Consider the following 17,412-nt stretch of genomic DNA (forward strand, 5'->3'; position numbering starts at 1 on the left):
TCCGTCGCTGTCCAAGCTGTCGTCACGCCACCCGGGCGGCCTGGCCGGTCGCCCGTCCCGGCGGATGGCCGGTGACCCGCTTGAAGGCGCGGCTGAAGGCCGCTTGGCTGGCATAGCCGAGCTTCAGCGCCGCCGTTTCGATCGGCATCCGGTCGCGGGCAATCCAGTCGACCGCCAGCCGCATGCGCATTTCCGTCAGGTAGCGCACCGGTGTGACCCCGGTCACCTCGAGGAAGCGTTCGGCAAACACCGAGCGCGAGGCCCCCATGGTGCTGGCGAGTTCGGCAACCGTCCAGTTGCGGCCCGGATCGCGATGGAGCGCCACCAGCACCCGGCCGAGCTTGGGATCGCGCAACGCGGCGATCCAGCCGGTCGCATCGCCGCAGCCGCATTCGACCCAGCCGCGCACGATGCAGGCGGCGACCACGTCGGCCAGCCGTGACAGGATGCCGGCATAGCCGGCGCGCGCGCTTTTCGCCTCGCGCTCCATCGCCTCCAGCATCGGCAGGATCTCCGGATAGCGGTCGACCAGCGTGCCGACCCGCATGACGGCGGGCATCAGTGCGATCAGCGGGTGCATGCTGCCGAGCTCGAAATCCATGCAGGCGGAAAACAGCACGGTGCGCGCTTCTGCCGGGCAGGTCGCCTCGTCGCAGTCGCGGATCTCGCTCACCATCGGGCAAAGTTCGGCCTTGTCATAGGTGCCGAGGTCGCGGCAGGCGCGGTCCAGCTTCGGATCGGAGGCGATCCGATGGAGGCCGCCGCGCGGCAGCAGCGCGGCATCGCCCGCCGCCATCTCGTGTTCCTCGCCGCCGGGCGAGCGCAGCGCGATCCTGCCACGCGCGACGAAGACGAATTTGGCGCGCGGGTCACCCTCGCCGAAGGAGACGGCAAAGGGCGGCGACAATTCGATGCGCCGATAGTCGATGCCGACGAGCCGCATGCCAAGCAGCAGTTCGCTGACCATGTCTGGATCGAGAGAATTGGTTGCCATGCGTACAGTTCCGGACGAATGATCAATCATGCCGGAGTTTTTGGCATGGATCGTCCGGTGAGTCCAGCCTAGCTTGAGGCCATCCTTTCCTCCCATCCGCAAGGACCTTGAAAACATGACTTCTCCCAGCGAACAGACCGGCCGAATGGCCGGAGGGCAAAAGCCCGCCTGGAGCGCCGTCTACGCGATGACGCTCGGTGTCTTCGGCCTGGTGACCGCCGAATTCCTGCCGGCAAGCCTTCTGACTCCGATCGCCGCAGACCTGTCGATCAGCGAGGGCGCCGCGGGCCAGGCGGTGACGACAACGGCGCTTCTCGGCTTCGTCACCAGCCTGCTGATCACGGCCGCCGCGCGCGGCGCCGACCGCCGCAAGCTGCTGATGTTCTTCTCCGTGCTTCTGGTCGCCTCCAACCTGCTGGTCGCCTTCGCGCCGGGCCTTCCGGCCCTGTTGCTTGGCCGCGTGCTGCTCGGCATGGCGCTCGGCGGCTTCTGGACCATGGCGACCGCCGTCACCATGCGGCTGGTGCCGGAGGCGCTGATCCCGCGGGCGCTGTCGATCCTGATGAGCGGCGTGTCGGCCGCAACCGTGCTGGCCGCGCCCATCGGCAGCTATCTCGGCGAACTTGCCGGCTGGCGCACTGTCTTCCTGATGGCCGCCGCCTTGGGCGTCATCACCTTTTTCGTTCAGTGGCGAACCTTGCCCTCGATGCGTCCGACCAGCGCGACGAAGCTCGGGACCATGGCGGAGGTGCTGATGCGGCCCGGTATCGGGCTCGGCATGCTGGCCGTGCTGCTGGTGTTCGGCGGGCATTTCGTCTTCTTCACCTATCTGCGCGCCTATCTGGAAACCGGCAGCGGCTTTGAGATCGGCTCGATCTCCACCATCCTGCTCGGCTTCGGTGTGGCCAACTTCGTCGGCACCCTGCTGGCCGGCCGGATGGTCGAGAAGAGCCTGCGCCTGACGCTCGTCGCCGCCCCGCTGGTCATGGGGACGCTCGCCCTGACGCTGGCGAGCTCCGGCGCCAACCCGCTGTCGGATATCGTTGCGGTGGTGCTGTGGGGCCTGTTCTTCGGCGGCGTCCCGGTGGCCTGGTCGAGCTGGATCGCCCGCACCGTGCCCGACCAGGCCGAAAGCGCCGGCGGCCTGTTCGTCGCCGCCATCAACCTTGCCATCGCGCTCGGGGCCGGCCTCGGCGGGGCGATCTTCGACATCTCCGGCGGCTTCGGCACGATGACGACGGCCGGGCTGGTGCTGATCGCCGCGGCCTTCTCGATCCTCGTCGGCGTGCGTCTGCGCCCGTCGGTGCCGGCAGCAGCGTAAGCAACGCCGGCTGACAAGCAGGGAAACAGAAAAGGCGGGCCAAACCGGTCCGCCTTTTTCCGTGTTCGGTGTCCTTCAAAGGGCCGCTTTATTTTCTGGTCGATCCGGTCTAGTAATTGGACATGCGTAGCACTTCTGACCAGACCGAACCGTCGACCGAGCGCAGGCGCGGCCGTCCGAGACGCGCGCCGGCGGATGCCGAGGCGCATCGGCGACTGATGCGCAGCGGTCTCGTGCATCTGACGGAGACCGGCTATTCGGCCATCGCGATCGACGAGATCCTGCGCCATGCCGGTGTGCCGAAGGGCAGTTTCTACCATTATTTCCGCACCAAGCAGGCCTTCGGTGCCGCGCTGATCGAGGCCTATCACGGCTATTTCGTCGAACGTCTGGACCGGTCGCTGCTCGATCCGACCCTGGGGCCACTCGACCGCCTGCGCCATTTCACGAAGAAAGCGGAAGAGGGGATGGCGCGGCATGACTTCCGACGCGGCTGCCTCGTCGGCAATCTGGGGCAGGAGATGGGCACGTTGCCCGAAGCCTATCGCGCCCGGCTGATCGCCATTTTCGAGGACTGGCAGGCGCGCACCACCCGCTGTCTCGAAGAGGCGAGGGCGGCCGGCGAGATCGCGCCGCATCACGATCCGGCAGCGCTTGCCACCTATTTCTGGATCGGCTGGGAGGGCGCCGTACTGCGCGCCAAGCTGGAGCGGCGCGCCGAGCCGCTGCGGCTGTTTGCCGATCTTTTCTTCCGACATCTAGCAACCAGGGAGGCCCGCGATGGGTGAGGCAATCTTCATCGACAAGACCGGGGAGGCACAGCAGGTGGCGATCCGCGCCCTCGCGACCGCGGACCTGCCCGACGGCAATGTGCTGGTCGACATCGCCTGGTCGACGCTGAACTACAAGGATGCGCTGGCGATCACCGGTGCCTCGCCGGTGGTCCGGGCCTTTCCGATGGTGCCGGGCATCGATTTTGCCGGCGTCGTCACCGAGAGCGCCCATCCCGATTTCAGGCCCGGCGACCGCGTGGTGCTGAACGGCTGGGGCGTCGGCGAGACCCATTGGGGCGGCCTGGCCGCGCAGGCGCGGGTGAACGGCGACTGGCTGGTGCCGCTGCCGGACGGGCTGAGCGCAAGGCAGGCAATGGCGATCGGCACCGCGGGCTATACCGCCATGCTGTGCCTTCTGGCGCTGGAGGCGCATGGCGTGACGCCGGATGCCGGCGAGGTGGTGGTGACCGGGGCCGCGGGCGGCGTCGGCAGCGTGGCGGTGACGCTTCTGGCGCGCAAGGGCTACGAGGTTGCCGCCGTGACCGGCCGGACGAGCGAGGCGTCCTATCTCGAGGCGCTCGGGGCCTCGCATGTCATCGACCGCGCCGAGCTGTCGCAGAAGGGCAAGCCGCTGGCCCGCGAACGCTGGGCCGGCGCGATCGACGTCGCCGGCAGCACGGTGCTTGCCAACGTGCTCGCGGCCACGAAATCCCGCGGCGTGGTCGCCTGTTGCGGACTGGCGGCCGGGATGGATCTGCCGACCACCGTGGCGCCGTTCATCCTGAGGGGCGTGACCCTTGCCGGCATCAATTCGGTCACCTGCCCGAAGCCGGAGCGGATGGAAGCCTGGCGCCGGCTTGCGCTCGATCTCGACCTTGCGCATCTGGAGGCGATGACCACGGAAATCCCGCTGGATCGCGTCATCGAGATGGCACCAAAATTCCTCTCCGGCGAGATCCGCGGGCGGATCGTCGTGCCGATCGCACCCGATATCGCCTGACGCTGTTTTTTTACGTCCTCCTTTTGCCGGATGATCCCATGAGCGACACGTCGATCCCCCCTGCCGCTGCCGAGACGAACGAAAATCTCCCGCGCCTGAAGGAGATGCCGGACTGGCTTTATCTGCTGCGGGAATTCGAGGCGCTCTACCGCCACGGCTCGGCCGGCGGCAGCGCCTCCATCCGGGCCCACCGCAAACGCGTCCGCGACACCCTCTCGGCGGTGATCGCCGCCAATCCGCCGATCACCCGGCGTGAACCGGTGACGCGACCGGTGACGGCCCATCTCGGCCGGGCGCTGGATCTGGGCGAACGCGGTGCGATGCAGGGCATGGCCCGGGCGCTGCGGGAAGTCCGTGGCGGCCTGGCCTGGGAATACGGCTATGAAAAGCTGCCGAAGGCCCTGGCGCAGAAATATGCCTATAGCGAAGTGCTGGGGCCGCAGGGACCGGTGCGTGCCGACCAGCTGATCCTCGGTTTCGTGCTGTTTGCACCCAACACCACCTATCCGCAGCACAGCCACCGCGACATCGAGGAAAGCTATATCTCGGTTGCCGGCGCCTGGTCGGAGAATGACGCCGCCGTCTACGCGCCGGGATCGCTGATCCTCAACAAGCCCGGCGACGAACACCGGATCACCACCGGCGATCAGGATCCCTGCCTGCTGGCCTATGCATGGGTGGGGCCGAGCGAGCGGCTGAGCGCGCCGGGCATGAAGCTGACGGCCACCCGCAAGGCGCGGGCGGCGAACGGCATCTGACGTCTGCTCGTCATTCCGCCGGTTCGCCGAACAGGAAGATCAGCGCGCCGAAGATGGCAAGCGCCAGCAGCGCGATCGAGAGCTTCCGGTGGCCCTTGCGATTGGCCGCGGTGGCGGCCACGGCGGCCTGGATGGCGTAGTAGAGCGCAAAGGCGCGCGAGGCATAGGAGATGATCTCGAAGACGTCGAGCGTCCAGGTCAGCAGAATGCCGATCACCACCAGCAGGGCATAGGCGGCCGGTTCCGGCACGCGGCCGGCGGTCTGCTCGGCGATCAGGCCGCCCGAACCGCTGGTGTCGGCGACGGCGGCGGAAAACTGGGCAGACAGCGCTGCCAGCACCAGCAGGGCCGGCAGGATCGGCGCCACCACCTGCATCATGTCGATGATCGCCGTCTCGGTGAGCGCGAAATCGCCCTTGGCAAAGACATAGGACAGGAAGACGATGTAGACCATGTAGATCGCCGTCGACAGCCATTGCGACAGCCGCATCGAGCGGATGCGGGTCCGGGCGTCATAAGTATTGCCGAGATAGCGCGATGTCTCGAAGCCCTGCACCGTGACGATCAGCCCGAAGCCGAGGGTGATGGCATGCAGGCCCGACAGGGTGGGCGGATTGAAGATCAGCGTGCCCGCGGAGACATGGCCGAAGAAGTACCAGCCAAGGCCTGCCAGCAGGGCCGCGATGATCGCAAGCTTGATGCCGACCGAGATCTGCTCCATCCGCTCCATCGCCTTGAAACCGTAGAACCAGCCGACGCCGAGGATGGCGACGAACACCGCGGTCGTGAGGATGCGGGCCGCAATCTTGCCGTCGACCGGCGTCAGGCTGACGCCGAAGGCGCCGAAAAGGTTGAGATAATAGCTGACCGAGATGACATAGGCGAAGGCGAGCACCCAGGAGGAGAGGGTGTCGAGCCGCTGTTCCATCGGTCCGCGCTTGTCCTCGCCCTCGTCGATGACGGCGATGTTGTAGCGCACGGCAAAGCCGAAGAGATAGGCGACGAGGCAGAGCGCCGCCATCACCAGCGGCGCCAGATGGCCATAGCTGTTGTCGAGGATCGGACCGAGCACCAGAAAGCCCGAGCCGATGATCGAGGCCAGCGGCGTGATGGTGGCGCGCCAGAGCGGGGCTTTCGACACCCGTGGCCAAAGGAGGATCGCCCCCGTGACGATGACGATGACGACGAGGGCGATATCCAGCATTCAGCGGTCCTGTGCGTGCGTCCCGGCTGCGGTGAACCGCGACCGGGTCATGGGGGTCTCAGTAGAGAACGCTGGCACCCATGTCCGCGGTTCCGGCCAGACGGCGAAGCGGCGCGAAAAGTTCGCGGCCCATGCCGTATTCATTGCCGGAAAGGTCCGGTGTCGCAGGCGTGCGGGCGGCAAACTCGGCCTCTTCGACCAGCACTTCGAGCTTTCCGGTCGTGGCATCGAGGCGCAGGATGTCGCCGGTCTCGATCTTCGACACGGGACCGGCATCGACGGCCTCCGGCGTCAGGTGGATCGCCGCCGGCACCTTGCCGGAGGCGCCCGACATGCGCCCGTCGGTGACCAGCGCCACCTTGTGGCCGCGGTCCTGCAGCACGCCGAGCGGCGTGGTCAGCCGGTGCAGTTCCGGCATGCCGTTGGCCTTGGGGCCCTGGAAGCGGACGACGGCGATAAAGTCGCGGTCGAGTTCGCCGCGCTTGAAGGCAGCCTGCAGTTCCTCCTGGTCGTGGAAGACGATCGCCGGCGCCTCGATCACATGGCGCTCCGGCTTGACGGCGGAGATCTTGATGACGGCCCGGCCAAGATTGCCGGTCAGCATCTTCAGTCCGCCGTTTGCCTGGAAGGGCTCGCCGGCTTTCGCCAGCACCTTCGGATTGCCGGATTCCTCCGGCGACGGATCGCGCTGCACGGTGCCGTCTTCGGCAAGCTTCGGATCGATGGCATAGGCGGCAAGCCCCTGGCCATAGACGGTGCGCACGTCGTCATGCAGGTAGCCGCTCTTCAGCAGTTGCTTGATCAGGAAGCCCATGCCGCCGGCGGCATGGAAATGGTTCACGTCGGCAAGCCCGTTCGGATAGACGCGGGCCATCAGCGGCACGATGTCGGAGAGATCGGAGATATCCTGCCAGGTCAGCTGGATGCCGGCCGCGCGGGCCATGGCGACGAGGTGCAGCGTGTGATTGGTCGAGCCGCCTGTCGCATGCAGGCCGACGACGCCGTTGACGATCGAGCGCTCGTCGATCATTTCGCCGACGGGGGTGAACTCGTTGCCCTGCGCGGTGATGGCGAGCGCCCGCTTGGCCGCTTCCTTGGTCAGCGCGTCGCGCAGCGGCGTGTTCGGGTTGATGAAGGAGGCGCCCGGCATATGCAGGCCCATGATTTCCATCAGCATCTGGTTGGAATTGGCGGTGCCATAGAAGGTGCAGGTGCCGGGGCCATGATAGGACTTCGATTCCGACTCCAGCAGTTCGGCGCGACCGACCTTGCCCTCGGCATAGAGCTGGCGCACGCGGGCCTTCTCGTCGTTCGGCAGGCCGGATGTCATCGGCCCGGCGGGGATGAAGATCGTCGGCAGGTGACCGAAGGTCAGCGCGGCGATGACGAGGCCCGGCACGATCTTGTCGCAGACGCCGAGGAAGACGGCGGCATCGAACATGTTGTGGGAGAGGCCGATGCCGGCCGCCATCGCGATCACATCGCGGGAAAACAGCGACAGTTCCATGCCCGGCTGGCCCTGGGTCACACCGTCGCACATCGCCGGCACGCCTCCGGCCACCTGCGCCACGCCGCCGACCTGGCGCGCGGCCTCGCGGATCATCTCCGGAAAGGTCTCGAACGGCTGATGGGCCGAGAGCATGTCGTTATAGGCCGTGATGATGCCGAGATTGGGGACGACGTCGCCCGACAGCGCGTCCTTCTCGGCGGGGGAACAGACGGCAAAGCCGTGGGCGAGATTGCCGCAGGACAGCACCGAGCGGTGGACGCCCTTGATGGCCGCGGCGCGGACCCGTTCGAGATAGGGTTCGCGGCTCGGCCTGGAGCGTTCGACGATGCGGCGGGTGATCTCTTCGATGCGGCGATCGGCTGTCATGGCTCAATCCTCCTTAGGTCGCGGGCAGGCGTCGCTTGTTGGGCGCCCGGCTTACAGCGCGGTGATGTTGCCGCTCATCCGTCGCGGCGCGGTCGGGCACGCGTTCAAGGCGCCCAGTAGATCTCGACGGGCGAAGCCGCCCGCAAGAGCGGTGCGCGGATCGGCATGTCTGCCTCATCCGTGCCGGCCAGTGCTGTCTCGAGCACGGCCTTCTTTTCATTGCCTTCGATATGAAGCACCAGAAGACGGGCGTCGTGAAGGGCGGAGAAGGAAAACGTCAGCCGCGGCTCGCCGGCACCCTCGGCCTGCATGGCGAAAACGCGCGGCGGCAGGGAGAGGTCGAGCGCCTGGCCCAGATGATCGCCGCCGGGGAAGAAGGAGGCGGTGTGGCCGTCCCCGCCCATGCCGAGCACGACGACGTCGAAGGGATGGCCAAGCGAGGCCATGTCGACGGTGACGCCTTCGGCGGCGCGCTCGACATCCTGGTCGTCCCGGTAGAGCGGGATGAAGGCGGCTTCGGCCGCCTTGTTTTGCAGCAGGTGCTCGGCCACCAGCAGGTGGTTGGAGCGTGGATTGTCGGCCGGCACATAGCGCTCGTCGACCAGCGTCACGGTGACTTTGGCCCAGTCGATGTCGCGGGTCGATAACGCCTCGAAAAACGCCTTCGGCGTCGAGCCGCCCGAAACGGCAAGCGTTGCGGATCCGCGGGTCTCGATGCCGGCCGTCAACTGGGTGGCGACCCGGTCTGCGAGACCGGCTGCGAGTGCGCTGCGATGTTCGAAGCTGTTCAGGGTGCTGGCCATATCGCTCTTCCGTCCCTTCCTAGTCGACTTCGTGCCAGGTGCGCCCGTCGCGCTCGATCAGCGCGATGGCCTGGCTCGGACCCCAGGTGCCGGAGGTATAGCCCTGGGTCTTCTGCCCGGTCTGTTCCCAGCCCTTGAGGATCGGATCGACCCAGGTCCAGGCGGCCTCGACCTCGTCGCGGCGCATGAACAGCGTCTGGTTGTTGCGGATCACGTCGAGCAGCAGCCGCTCATAGGCGTCCGGGCTGCGCACGCCGAAGGCCTGGGCAAAGCTCATGTCGAGCGACACATGGCGCAGGCGCATGCCGCCCGGGCCCGGATCCTTGATCATCAGCCACTGGCGCACGCCCTCGTCGGGCTGCAGGCGGATGACCAGCTGGTTTGCGGCCACGCGGCCGGCCGCATCGTCGAAGATCGAATGCGGGATCGGCTTGAAGGTGATGACGATTTCCGACATGCGGCTCGCCAGCCGTTTGCCGGTGCGCAGGTAGAAGGGCACGTCGGCCCAGCGCCAGTTGCCGATCTCGGCCTTGATGGCGACGAAGGTTTCGGTATCGGAGGCTTCGCCGAGTTCTTCCAGGTAGCCGTCGACCGGGCCGCCGGCAGAGGCGCCGGCGCGGTACTGGCCGCGCACCGTGTACTTCTCGACATCGCCGTCGACGATCGGCTTCAGCGAGCGCAGCACCTTCAGCTTTTCGTCGCGCACGGCCTCGGCGTCCATCGAGGCCGGGGGCTCCATGGCCACCAGGCAGAGGAGCTGCAATATGTGGTTCTGCACCATGTCGCGCAGCGCGCCGGCCTTGTCATAATAGCCGACGCGGCCTTCCAGCCCGACCGATTCCGCCACCGTGATCTGCACATGGTCGATATGGGCGGAGTTCCACAGCGGCTCGTAGAGCGCATTGGCAAAGCGCAGCGCCATCAGGTTCTGCACCGTCTCCTTGCCGAGATAGTGGTCGATACGGAAGATCTGCTCTTCCTTGAACACCTTGCCGATATTGTCGTTCAGCGTGCGCGCCGATGCCAGATCGCGACCGATCGGCTTCTCGACGACGATGCGGGTCGAGCTGGTGATCAGCTTGTGCGATTTGATCTTGTCGGCGATGTCGCCGAAGATCCCCGGGGCCACGGCGAGGTAGAAGGCGCGCACCACATCCTTGCCGCTGTCGAGCAGCTTCTTGAGGTCGTCCCAGCCCTGGTCGGACTTGGCGTCGACCGAGACATAGTGAACGCGGGCACAGAACTTGGCGACTTCGTCCTTGTCGTATTCGCCTTCCTTCAGGTGCTCTTTCAAGGCCTTCTGGGTATATTTGCGATAGTCTTCATCGGACATCGGCGTGCGGGAAGCGCCGATGATGCGGGTGGGGTCGGTCAACTGACCCTCGACCTGGCGATGATAGAGCGCAGGCAGAAGCTTGCGCTCGGCGAGATCCCCGGTACCGCCAAAAACGACGTAATCGAACGGTTCCACGGGAATGATTTGGCTGGTCATGGAGGACTTCCCTTAATCCGCATCAGTTCGGGCTCTTGTAATCTAATCGATTTAAGAAAGCCAGAACCGATCGATGAAAATCGTTTCATCTTTCGATGAAGGCCCCTTCGAGACGCGTGACGGAGGGGGATCTGAGGACGGCGCGGCCACTGTCCGGAGGAACGAGCCCGAAGGCAAGAAACAGGAGGATATGGCCGATATCCCGTCCGTCGATCTGCCACCATTTTCGCCGCAGTGCAACAGGCGCATCCGCTCCGGCAGCATCCACCGTCTGAAGCAGCGACCGGGCGAGCTCCGACTGCCACGCGGGCACGAGAATGCCGATGCCGTTCAGCGCCGTCATCCATTGCCAGTTGACCGTGGCGTGATGAAGGCCGCAATCGACGACGAAGACCTCGTGCGCCTCGAGAAAGGAGCGCGTGACGGCCCAGTCGGAGAGACTGTGGCAACGGGCGATGCAGACGACGTCCGCAGCCTCCATGTCACTCAGACCCGGTCCCGGAGTGCATACCAGGTGAGCGCCAGGAAGAGCAGCGGCTTGCGCAGGGCCGCGCCGCCCGGGAAGGCGCCGACCTTGAGGTCGCCGGTACCGCTAAAAGCGAAGTAATCGAACGGTTCTACGGCAATGATTTGGCTGGTCTTTTAGGACTCCCCTTAATCATCATCAGTTCAGATTCTTGAGAAAGCCAGCATTCCGCATAAAAATCTGCTTTGTCTGAGGGGGCCAAACGGGATCGAGACCGCGATCGATCTCAGACTGTGGATGCGCATCCACGCCGGTTCGGCTTACAATCGCCGGGCGCTGAGGTAAACAGTTTTCGGCCTGCGTTAAGGTAGACGCGAGCATTGTGATGGAGCCTGCGTTCGTACTCAGCCTGTTGCTTTGCTTATTGCGTTCACGTTGAGAGGCTCGGCGCACCAGGGGCAATAGCCGATGACGATGCCCTCGTTTTGTTTGCCAGCAAAATTGACGAGGTAGACGTCGTGGAATCGACAGATCACGCAACCCGCCTTCGGGCTGGTCGCATAAGCGATGTGAACACAGGGGAAATCTTCGACCCGCAGATCCGCTCTGATCTCCACATACCACCAGATATCGTTCCAGAGGTTGGGGTGGCTCGAAATGCGCCGCCTGACATTCTCCGGGACATGGATCAGATTGGAAAAATCTTCAGAAGCGATGGCATTCCTGATTTCCTCGTCAGAGTGATGGTCTAGAAATTCACGGATGTCATGAAGGTAGTGGCTCAGTTCGTTCGGGGACATGTTGTTCATAGAGGCTGTTCTCCGGTATGACTCGCTCAAACCCGGTCCCTCATTGCATACCAGGTGAGCGCCAGGAAGAGCAGCGGCTTGCGCAGGGCCGCGCCGCCCGGGAAGGCGCCGACCTTGAGGTCCTTCAGCAGGTCGAGTTCGGTGGAGCGGCCGAGCACCTGATCGGCCCAGAGCTTGCCGCAATAGTTCGACAGCATGACGCCGTGGCCGGAATAGCCGCCGATCGAGGTGACGCCGGGCATGACCTCGCGGGCAAACGGCTTGCGCGGCATGGTGATCGCCACCGATCCGCCCCAGCCATGGCTGATCTCGATGTTTTCCAGCGCCGGGTAGAGCTCGGCGATCTGCCGGCGGATATGGATGGAAATGTCGCGCGGGGTATCGGACGTATAGGCCTCGCGCCCGCCAAACAGCAGGCGTCCATCCTTGGTCTTGCGCCAATAGCGCACGACGAAGCGCGAGTCGGCGATCGCCTCGGAGCCCGGGATGACGGAGGGGAAGGCGTCGAGCGGCACGGTGGCGCCGATGAACGAGCGGATCGGCATGACATGGGCGGCGGTCACCGGCTCCAGATCGCCGATATAGCCGTTTGTGGCGATCAGCACCCGCTCGGCGGTGATCGTGCCGTTGGCCGTCTCGATGATCGTCTTGCCGGAGGCCTGGCGCAGAGCGGTCGCCTTGGTCATCTCGTAAAGGTCCGCACCGGCAGCCTTTGCCGCCTTTGCCAGCCCGATCAGCAGTTTCAGCGGGTGGATGTGGCCGGTGCCGACATCGCGCGTGCCGCAATGATAATGGGTCGAGCCGACGCGCATTGCCGTCTCCTCGCGGTCCATGTAGCTGATATGCGGATAGCCGTAGCGCGTGGCCATGGTCTCCACCGTCTCGCGATAGTCCTTCTCGTTGCCCGGCTTGTGCTCGACATTCAGCTGGCCGGGCATGTAGTCGATATCGATGGCGTTCGCCGTGGCGAAGTCGAGCAGGTGGCGCTTGGCGTTCTCGGCGAGATCGAACAGTGCCTTGGAGCGTTCGAAGCCGAGCTCTTCCTCCAGTTCGTCCGGGTAGGCGCGCTGGCCGGTACCCATCTGCCCGCCATTGCGCCCCGAGGCGCCATCGCCGAAACGGGCGCCGTCGATCAGCACCACCGGCGTGCCGGCTGCGGCCAGCGTCACGGCTGCCTGCAGGCCGGTGAAGCCGCCGCCGATGATCGCGACCGAGGTGGTCTTCGATCCGTCGAGGGCGGGATATGCGGGGCGCTCGCCGGCGGTCTCCTGATAGAGGGAAATTCCCGGCGCAATCGGGCTTTGCCAGGCCATGGGCACTCCTTGGGATGGGGGTCAGACGTTGAGCAGCAGGAATTCGCGTTCCCAGGGGCTGATCACCTGCATGAAGGTCTCGAACTCGCCGCGCTTGACGCCCGCATAGATGCCGATGAACTCCTTGCCGAAGACTTCGAGAAAATCCGGTTCGCCTTCCAGCAGCGCGACGGCCTCGAGCAGGCCGCGCGGCAGGTCGATCGAGCCTTCGTTGGCCGTCTCGGCCGTCGGCTCGGTCGGCTCGATCTCCTTTTTGATGCCGAGATAGCCGGCGGCAAGCGAGGAGGCGAGGGCGAGATAGGGATTGGCGTCCGAACTCGGCAGCCGGTTTTCGACACGCCGGGCCTGCGGATCCGACAGCGGCACGCGGAAAGCGGTGGTGCGGTTGTCATAGCCCCAGGCATTGTTGACCGGGCAGGCCATGTCGGGCGTCAGGCGGCGATAGGAATTCACATAGGGCGCCAGCATGACCAGCGAGCTCGGCACGTATTTCTGCATGCCGCCGATGAAGTGGAAGAATTCCTGCGACGGGGTGCCGTCGGCGTTGGAGAAGATGTTCTTGCCCGTCGCCTCGTCGATCACCGACTGGTGGATATGCATGGCCGAGCCCGGCTGGCGCTGCATCGGCTTGGCCATGAAGGTGGCGTAGATGCCGTGCTTGAGGGCCGCCTCGCGGATCGTCCGCTTGAACAGGAAGACCTGGTCGGCAAGCGCCACGGGATCGCCGTGGCGCAGATTGATCTCGAGCTGGGCCGGGCCCTCCTCGTGGATCAGGGTGTCGATCTCCAGCCCCTGTTTTTCCGAGAAGTGGTAGATGTCGTCGATCAGTTCGTCGAATTCGTTGATGCCGGCGATCGAATAACTCTGGCCGCCGAGGATGGAGCGGCCGGAACGGCCCTTGGGCGGGCGCAGCGGATAGTCCGGATCATCGTTCATCGCCACCAGGTAGAATTCGATCTCCGGGGCGACCACCGGCTTCCAGCCGCGTTCGGCATAGAGTGCCACGATGTTCTTCAACACGTTGCGTGGCGCATAAGGCACGCTTTCGCCGTCGGTATCGACGACATCGCAGATCACCTGGGCGGTCGGATCGGTTTCCCACGGCACGACGGAAAGGGTGGAAAGGTCGGGCTCGAGCTTCAGGTCGCTGTCGCGGGCCTCATAGCGGAAGCTTTCCGTCTCGTCGGGATAGTCGCCCGAAATCGTGTGGCGGTAGAGCGCCGAGGGCAAGGCGAGCGAGGTATTGGAGGTGAATTTCGAACTCGGCATCATCTTGCCGCGCGCCACGCCGGCGAGATCCGGCGTGATGCATTCGATGTCCTCGATGCCGCGGGCTCTCAGCCACGCAGCGGCTTCCTTCCAGCTCTTGACGCCGCGGGAGGATTTCAGGGCTGGGGGGACGGATACCTTCTTCGATGCCGCGCCTTGGGGTCTGAGCATATGTTTTTTAGGAGGCATGTCTCACCAGTTCATTGTTGATGGCGCCATCATAACGACAGATCAGTGATTTGGGAGGGGGTATCGGCAATTGACTTTGAGCGGCGAATGAAAAAAGACGCGGGACGGCGGTGGCGGAGCGACGATGGCCGAAGGAGCCGACGGCGAAGAAAGCGGGTGCGACGTGCAGACATTCGATGTGATCGTTCTGGGAGCGGGCGCGGCCGGCATGATGGCCGCAATCCGGGCCGGCCGGCGCGGACGGCGCGTGGTCGTGCTCGATCATGCGCGCGCGCCAGGCGAAAAGATCCGCATCTCCGGCGGCGGACGCTGCAACTTCACCAACATCCATGCCGGGCCGAAGAATTACCTTTCGGCCAATCCGCATTTCGCCCGTTCGGCGCTGGCCCGCTACACGCCGCAGGATTTCCTCGCACTCGTCGAGGCGCACGGCATCGCCTGGCATGAAAAGACGCTGGGGCAGCTTTTCTGCGACACCTCCGCCAAGGACATCATCACCATGCTCCTGAAGGAGATGAAGGCGTCCGGCGTGGTGCTGAAGCTCGGCGTAACGGTCGATGCCGTGTCGAACGGTGCCGGCGGTTTCGTCGTCGAGACATCCGAGGGGCGGATGACGACCGAAAGTTTGGTGGTGGCGACCGGCGGCAAGTCGATCCCGAAAATGGGGGCCACCGGATTTGCCTACAGGATCGCCGCGCAATTCGGCCTAGAGATGGTCGAGCCGCGGCCGGGCCTCGTGCCGCTGACGCTCGATCCGGCCATGCTGGAGGAACTGGCGCCTATGGCGGGCGTGGCGGTCGATGCCGAGGTGCGCCACGGCAAGACCGGCTTTCGCGAGGCCGTGCTGGTGACGCATCGCGGCCTGTCGGGGCCGTCGATCCTGCAGATTTCCAGCTATTGGCGCGAGGGCGACGAGATCGCCGTCAGGGTCCTGCCCGAGATCGATCTCGCCGACGTCCTGAAGGCCGCCAAGCGCGACAATGGCCGCCAGGCGGTGCAGACGGTGCTGGCGCAGCATCTGCCGAAGCGGCTGGCCCAGTATTTCGCCGAAAAGCACCGGCTGGAGCGACCGCTCGCCGACACCGCCGACAAGGCGCTCGACGCCTTGGCGCGGCAGATGTCCGACTGGCGGATCAAGCCGGCGGGGTCCGAGGGCTACCGCACGGCCGAAGTGACGCTCGGCGGTGTCGATACCGCAGGTCTCGACCAGAAGACCATGGCGGCGAAATCCGTGCCGGGTCTTTATTTCATCGGCGAATGCGTCGACGTGACGGGATGGCTGGGCGGCTACAATTTCCAGTGGGCCTGGGCCTCGGGCCATGCGGCCGGGGAAAATGCCTGACGTCCGCGAAATACCGGCGATCCGGCGAAATCGTTAACCATGTCTTGCCGTGAAACACCGAGTCTGCCATAATTTAGATCCTGTTAACGTGCCTTTGTCACAGTTGAAACTGCCGTGTTCCCGTTTGGAACCGGACATGACGTCGGACCGGAGCGGATTCCGGGTGGCATGACATCTGAAACGGTAATCATCAGGATTTCGTCGATGACTTCACACAATCGCAAGCCCCGCGCCATCGCCATCGCCAAGGCAGAAGCGCAGCAGACCGCTCAAATGCAGATTCTCGCCGTCATCTCGATCGGCGCCGTGGCCGCGATCGCCGCGCTCGCGTTCATGATCGCCGGCTGAACCGGGTTATTCGGCAACGATCCCCGAGCCCTTGGCGGAACAGGGTTCACGAGGGCAGGACAGACCAAGAGGCACCTCGGTGGCGGATATGCCCCGACTGGCAGCGTTGCGACGAAGTGTGCCGAAAACCGCATGCATCCGCTGCAGAGATCGTCGAAACCAGCGTGACGATCGCAAGCCGTCTTGCCCCGGCGGCCTCGTGCTGAAGCTTTCATAAAACGCGTCCTCGGCGGCCGGTAGATGATCCGTGACCGGATCGGGCCTTGCGGCCACCAGCGCTGCAATCATCTCATACATGGCACATCCTTTCTGAATGATCCGCGTCGGGTGCGGCGCGCATCGATCCGTGCCCGGCCAAGAGCTGGCCCCTGAAGGTAGAACCCATGGCGAGCCGTGCGGCAGAAGACGACGGACACGCATTTCTTAATCCTCCGGATTTGCTTTATGTAGCGTCCGGAATGGTCTATGTTTTTCACCCATGAAAAACGTGTCCTGGGATGCCTATCAACTGTTCCTCTCGGTCGCGCGCGGCGGCGGGCTTTCCGGCGCCGCCGGCGACACGGGGCTGAGCCCCGCCACCTTGAGCCGGCGCATGCTGGATCTCGAGCAGACGCTGGGGCGAACCTTGTTCGTGCGAAGCCGCACCGGCTATACGCTGACCGGCGAGGGCGAGCGGTTGCGCGCGCTGCTCGGCGGCATGGAGGACGCGGCGCGCGAGGTCGCCATCGTGCAAGGCGGTCAAGGCGCAAGCACGGTGCGTCTTGCCTGCGGCACGTGGAATGCCCGGCTGCTGTCGCTGAACATCACGGCCCTGCGCGATCGGCGTGACGATTTCCGGCTGGACATCCATGTCGCCGAGCAGCGTGCGCAACTGGCCCACCGCGAGCACGATATCGGCATCCGCGCCTTTGCGCCGGAGGAGCGCAACCTGGCCTCCGTCCGTCTGTCGGAGGTGGCCTATGCCGCCTATCGGGTGCGCAATGGGGCCGAGGCGACCGCGGGCCGCTGGCTTGCCGTTTCCGAGGAAGCCGCGATCTCCGCCTATCTGCGCTGGCCGCGCACGCATCACGCCGATGCCCTGGTGGCGATCGTCAACCGGCCGCACGCGCTCTACGATCTGGTGCTCGGCGGCGCCGGAATGGCGGTGCTGCCCTGCTTTGTCGGCGATCTGGAACCGCGCATGGAGCGCGCCGGCGACGAGATCGCCGAATTGCGGCATGGCCAGTTCCTGGTGATGAACAATGACGACCGCCATCGTCCCGACATCCGCCGCGTTGCCGACCGGCTGCAGACGCTGTTGCGGGCAAGGAGGCCGGTGTTCGAAGGTCGTGGATTCCTTGGATAATTAGGCCGTATGCATGCTTTTTAGCGCAGCCTATTCTTTAGCCTTTGTTGAGAACCTGTCTGCATGATGCCCCCTGGCGCGCACCGTGGGGGGATGGCGCTCGCCGTTTG

17 protein-coding genes are annotated in these 17,412 nt (G+C 65.1%); 7 read left to right on the top strand and 10 right to left on the bottom strand.

Going from position 1 to position 17,412, the window contains the following annotated elements:
• Positions 1–22 precede the first annotated feature (22 nt).
• Complete coding sequence (locus J2Z17_RS22915) at positions 23–994, bottom strand: AraC family transcriptional regulator (RefSeq protein WP_417715072.1); 972 nt, start codon at positions 992–994, stop codon at positions 23–25.
• 115 nt (positions 995–1,109) lie between these two features.
• Between J2Z17_RS22915 and J2Z17_RS22920 the strand changes: the two genes are divergently transcribed.
• The 4 genes from J2Z17_RS22920 to J2Z17_RS22935 all read left to right on the top strand — a co-directional run bounded on the left by J2Z17_RS22920 (position 1,110) and on the right by J2Z17_RS22935 (position 4,846).
• Positions 1,110–2,315, top strand: a complete 1,206-nt coding sequence (locus tag J2Z17_RS22920; RefSeq protein WP_209948734.1) for an MFS transporter — start codon at positions 1,110–1,112, stop codon at positions 2,313–2,315.
• Between the two features lie 122 nt (positions 2,316–2,437).
• The gene (gene acuR, locus J2Z17_RS22925; RefSeq protein WP_209948736.1) at positions 2,438–3,103 is read left to right on the top strand and encodes an acrylate utilization transcriptional regulator AcuR; all 666 of its coding nucleotides are present in this window, start codon (positions 2,438–2,440) and stop codon (positions 3,101–3,103) included.
• Entirely contained in the window at positions 3,096–4,088 is a 993-nt protein-coding gene (gene acuI / locus J2Z17_RS22930; RefSeq protein WP_209948738.1) for an acrylyl-CoA reductase (NADPH), read from the top strand. Before acuR ends, acuI begins: the two co-directional genes overlap by 8 nt.
• A 38-nt stretch (positions 4,089–4,126) precedes the next feature.
• Positions 4,127–4,846, top strand: a complete 720-nt coding sequence (locus tag J2Z17_RS22935) for a dimethylsulfonioproprionate lyase family protein (protein WP_209948740.1) — start codon at positions 4,127–4,129, stop codon at positions 4,844–4,846.
• A 10-nt stretch (positions 4,847–4,856) separates the two neighbouring features.
• Here J2Z17_RS22935 and J2Z17_RS22940 read toward each other — a convergent pair whose 3' ends face one another.
• The 8 genes from J2Z17_RS22940 to J2Z17_RS22975 form a co-directional block, all read right to left on the bottom strand.
• Positions 4,857–6,050, bottom strand: a complete 1,194-nt coding sequence (locus J2Z17_RS22940) for an APC family permease (protein WP_209948743.1) — start codon at positions 6,048–6,050, stop codon at positions 4,857–4,859.
• Between the two features lie 58 nt (positions 6,051–6,108).
• Positions 6,109–7,926, bottom strand: a complete 1,818-nt coding sequence (edd, locus tag J2Z17_RS22945; protein WP_209948745.1) for a phosphogluconate dehydratase — start codon at positions 7,924–7,926, stop codon at positions 6,109–6,111.
• Between the two features lie 104 nt (positions 7,927–8,030).
• Positions 8,031–8,729, bottom strand: coding sequence for a 6-phosphogluconolactonase (gene pgl, locus J2Z17_RS22950; RefSeq protein WP_209948747.1), 699 nt, complete (start codon positions 8,727–8,729; stop codon positions 8,031–8,033).
• Between the two features lie 19 nt (positions 8,730–8,748).
• A complete protein-coding gene (gene zwf / locus J2Z17_RS22955) occupies positions 8,749–10,221 on the bottom strand; it encodes a glucose-6-phosphate dehydrogenase (protein WP_209948749.1) in 1,473 nt (490 codons plus the stop codon).
• 85 nt (positions 10,222–10,306) lie between these two features.
• A complete protein-coding gene (locus J2Z17_RS22960) occupies positions 10,307–10,702 on the bottom strand; it encodes a hypothetical protein (RefSeq protein WP_209948752.1) in 396 nt (131 codons plus the stop codon).
• A gap of 389 nt (positions 10,703–11,091) precedes the next feature.
• The gene (locus J2Z17_RS22965; protein ID WP_209948754.1) at positions 11,092–11,496 is read right to left on the bottom strand and encodes a hypothetical protein; all 405 of its coding nucleotides are present in this window, start codon (positions 11,494–11,496) and stop codon (positions 11,092–11,094) included.
• Between the two features lie 26 nt (positions 11,497–11,522).
• Positions 11,523–12,809 (bottom strand): NAD(P)/FAD-dependent oxidoreductase, encoded by a 1,287-nt coding sequence (locus tag J2Z17_RS22970; RefSeq protein WP_209948756.1) that lies wholly within the window; start codon positions 12,807–12,809, stop codon positions 11,523–11,525.
• Between the two features lie 21 nt (positions 12,810–12,830).
• The gene (locus tag J2Z17_RS22975; protein ID WP_209948758.1) at positions 12,831–14,267 is read right to left on the bottom strand and encodes a glutamine synthetase family protein; all 1,437 of its coding nucleotides are present in this window, start codon (positions 14,265–14,267) and stop codon (positions 12,831–12,833) included.
• Positions 14,268–14,391: 124 nt separating this feature from the next.
• On the opposite strand from J2Z17_RS22975, the gene J2Z17_RS22980 reads away from it, so the two are divergent.
• Both J2Z17_RS22980 and J2Z17_RS22985 read left to right on the top strand, forming a co-directional pair.
• A complete protein-coding gene (locus tag J2Z17_RS22980) occupies positions 14,392–15,609 on the top strand; it encodes a BaiN/RdsA family NAD(P)/FAD-dependent oxidoreductase (RefSeq protein WP_209948760.1) in 1,218 nt (405 codons plus the stop codon).
• Between the two features lie 204 nt (positions 15,610–15,813).
• On the top strand, positions 15,814–15,957 hold the full coding sequence (locus J2Z17_RS22985) for a hypothetical protein (RefSeq protein WP_209948762.1): 144 nt from the start codon (positions 15,814–15,816) through the stop codon (positions 15,955–15,957).
• 6 nt (positions 15,958–15,963) lie between these two features.
• Here the strand turns inward: J2Z17_RS22985 and J2Z17_RS22990 are convergent, their stop codons facing one another.
• A complete protein-coding gene (locus J2Z17_RS22990) occupies positions 15,964–16,254 on the bottom strand; it encodes a hypothetical protein (RefSeq protein ID WP_209948764.1) in 291 nt (96 codons plus the stop codon).
• A gap of 181 nt (positions 16,255–16,435) precedes the next feature.
• On the opposite strand from J2Z17_RS22990, the gene J2Z17_RS22995 reads away from it, so the two are divergent.
• Positions 16,436–17,302, top strand: a complete 867-nt coding sequence (locus J2Z17_RS22995) for a LysR family transcriptional regulator (RefSeq protein WP_209948766.1) — start codon at positions 16,436–16,438, stop codon at positions 17,300–17,302.
• Positions 17,303–17,412 lie beyond the last annotated feature (110 nt).

Origin of the sequence: Heterorhizobium halophytocola (assembly GCF_017873095.1) — a bacterium.
Classification (GTDB): Bacteria; Pseudomonadota; Alphaproteobacteria; order Rhizobiales; family Rhizobiaceae; genus Allorhizobium; species Allorhizobium halophytocola.

Bases quoted from the DNA above. Each gene is read 5' to 3' on its own strand.
- acuR (WP_209948736.1), top strand. From the start codon at position 2,438: ATGCGTAGCACTTCTGACCAGACCGAACCGTCGACCGAGCGCAGGCGC.
- J2Z17_RS22915 (WP_417715072.1), bottom strand. From the start codon at position 994: ATGGCAACCAATTCTCTCGATCCAGACATGGTCAGCGAACTGCTGCTT.
- J2Z17_RS22995 (WP_209948766.1), top strand. From the start codon at position 16,436: ATGAAAAACGTGTCCTGGGATGCCTATCAACTGTTCCTCTCGGTCGCG.
- J2Z17_RS22960 (WP_209948752.1), bottom strand. From the start codon at position 10,702: ATGGAGGCTGCGGACGTCGTCTGCATCGCCCGTTGCCACAGTCTCTCC.
- J2Z17_RS22935 (WP_209948740.1), top strand. From the start codon at position 4,127: ATGAGCGACACGTCGATCCCCCCTGCCGCTGCCGAGACGAACGAAAAT.
- J2Z17_RS22940 (WP_209948743.1), bottom strand. From the start codon at position 6,050: ATGCTGGATATCGCCCTCGTCGTCATCGTCATCGTCACGGGGGCGATC.
- J2Z17_RS22970 (WP_209948756.1), bottom strand. From the start codon at position 12,809: ATGGCCTGGCAAAGCCCGATTGCGCCGGGAATTTCCCTCTATCAGGAG.
- acuI (WP_209948738.1), top strand. From the start codon at position 3,096: ATGGGTGAGGCAATCTTCATCGACAAGACCGGGGAGGCACAGCAGGTG.
- J2Z17_RS22980 (WP_209948760.1), top strand. From the start codon at position 14,392: ATGGCCGAAGGAGCCGACGGCGAAGAAAGCGGGTGCGACGTGCAGACA.
- J2Z17_RS22990 (WP_209948764.1), bottom strand. From the start codon at position 16,254: ATGTATGAGATGATTGCAGCGCTGGTGGCCGCAAGGCCCGATCCGGTC.
- edd (WP_209948745.1), bottom strand. From the start codon at position 7,926: ATGACAGCCGATCGCCGCATCGAAGAGATCACCCGCCGCATCGTCGAA.
- pgl (WP_209948747.1), bottom strand. From the start codon at position 8,729: ATGGCCAGCACCCTGAACAGCTTCGAACATCGCAGCGCACTCGCAGCC.
- zwf (WP_209948749.1), bottom strand. From the start codon at position 10,221: ATGACCAGCCAAATCATTCCCGTGGAACCGTTCGATTACGTCGTTTTT.
- J2Z17_RS22985 (WP_209948762.1), top strand. From the start codon at position 15,814: ATGACTTCACACAATCGCAAGCCCCGCGCCATCGCCATCGCCAAGGCA.
- J2Z17_RS22920 (WP_209948734.1), top strand. From the start codon at position 1,110: ATGACTTCTCCCAGCGAACAGACCGGCCGAATGGCCGGAGGGCAAAAG.
- J2Z17_RS22975 (WP_209948758.1), bottom strand. From the start codon at position 14,267: ATGCCTCCTAAAAAACATATGCTCAGACCCCAAGGCGCGGCATCGAAG.
- J2Z17_RS22965 (WP_209948754.1), bottom strand. From the start codon at position 11,496: ATGAACAACATGTCCCCGAACGAACTGAGCCACTACCTTCATGACATC.